This is a genomic window from Streptomyces sp. NPDC059456 (assembly GCF_042750055.1).
In the GTDB taxonomy this organism is placed as follows: Bacteria; Actinomycetota; Actinomycetes; order Streptomycetales; family Streptomycetaceae; genus Streptomyces.
This window is the reverse complement of the sequence record NZ_JBHYVA010001146.1, coordinates 1-1,199: the sequence shown is the minus strand read 5'-3', so window position 1 is coordinate 1,199 and position 1,199 is coordinate 1. Positions and strand designations below refer to the sequence as shown.

Here is a 1,199-nt window from a genome sequence, read left to right as displayed (position 1 = left end):
GAGATACACGCACATATTACAGGTGGACGGCATGACGGAACTCAACACACATCCTGAACGGTGACGGGACGACCCCCCGAGCCTATGCCCGTGCGCCGGCGCGGCCGGACGTGCGGGCGGGTACCCGGGCGGGTGCGCGGCGGACGCCTGGCAGGCACACCGGGCGTACATGCCCGCCGGTACCCGGGCGGACACGCGGGCGGACGCCCGGCCGGTACCCGGGCGGACACGCGGGTACATGCCCGCCGGTACCCGGGCGGACACGCGGGCACATGCCCGGGCGGACACGCGGCGGGTACCCGGGCGCGCGGTCGGTCGCGGGGCGGACATCCCGGTGGGTGGCGGCGTTCATCGGACGTTGACCCGACGCTGATGCGGGGCGCGCACAGTCGTGCGCATGGACAGCGAACACGTCGCCCCCGCGGATCCGTACGGACCGGCGGCTGCCGGCCTCACCGCCACCCGGGTCGCCCACCGCGCGATCCTGGCCGACGGCGCGCGCCTCGCGGGGCTGCTCGCCGCTCTCGCCGCGGCCGCCGAGCCGGCCGAACCCGCTCGGGCGCAGGCCATCGCCGGCTACGTGCACCGCTACAACGACGCCGTGCGCGGCCACCACCGCGAGGACGAGGTCCTGTGGCCCCTCGTCCTGGACGCCGTGCCCGACGCGGCCGAGGCGGTGGCCGGCATCGTCCGCTTCGTCGACGACCTCGCGGCGCTCGACGCCCTCCAGGCCGACTGCGATGCGGCCGCGGCCCGCTTCGCCGCCGAACCCGGCCGTCATGCCGGGCGGCTGGCCGGGCTCCTGACCCGTCGGCGGGATCTGCTGGCGGCGCACATCGAAGCCGAGGAGGAGCACGTCTTCCCGGTCATCGCCGGCCGGGTGCCCGCAGCCGCCCGTGCCGCGGCACGGGCCCGGATGCGCGGCGTCGACCGCCCGGCGGACCCGGCGTGGGCCCGGGCCTGGCTGCTGAGCCACGCCACCGAGGCCGAGGCCCGGTGCCTGCTGCCGTCCGGCGCCGCGGACCGGGCCGCCCTGGAGCCGCAGCTGCGGGCGTACGCCGCCGAGGCCTCGGCGGTGTTCACGGGCTGACCGGCGCCGGGGCGCCCGCCCACTGCCGGGCGAGCGCGGCGAAGGCGCGGGCGGCGGCGCTCTCGTACGCGTTCTCGCGGCGCAGGAGGACCACGGTCCGCTCGGGGAG

At 77.9% G+C, this 1,199-nt stretch carries 1 protein-coding gene; it reads left to right on the top strand.

All coding sequences use genetic code 11. The annotated features are described in order from the left end of the window. Positions 1–397 precede the first annotated feature (397 nt). A complete protein-coding gene (locus tag ACFXA3_RS42825) occupies positions 398–1,090 on the top strand; it encodes a hemerythrin domain-containing protein (protein WP_385197013.1) in 693 nt (230 codons plus the stop codon). Positions 1,091–1,199: the final 109 nt, after the last annotated feature.

Excerpts from the sequence above, each read along its gene's own strand:
- ACFXA3_RS42825 (WP_385197013.1), top strand. The coding sequence starts at position 398 with ATGGACAGCGAACACGTCGCCCCCGCGGATCCGTACGGACCGGCGGCT.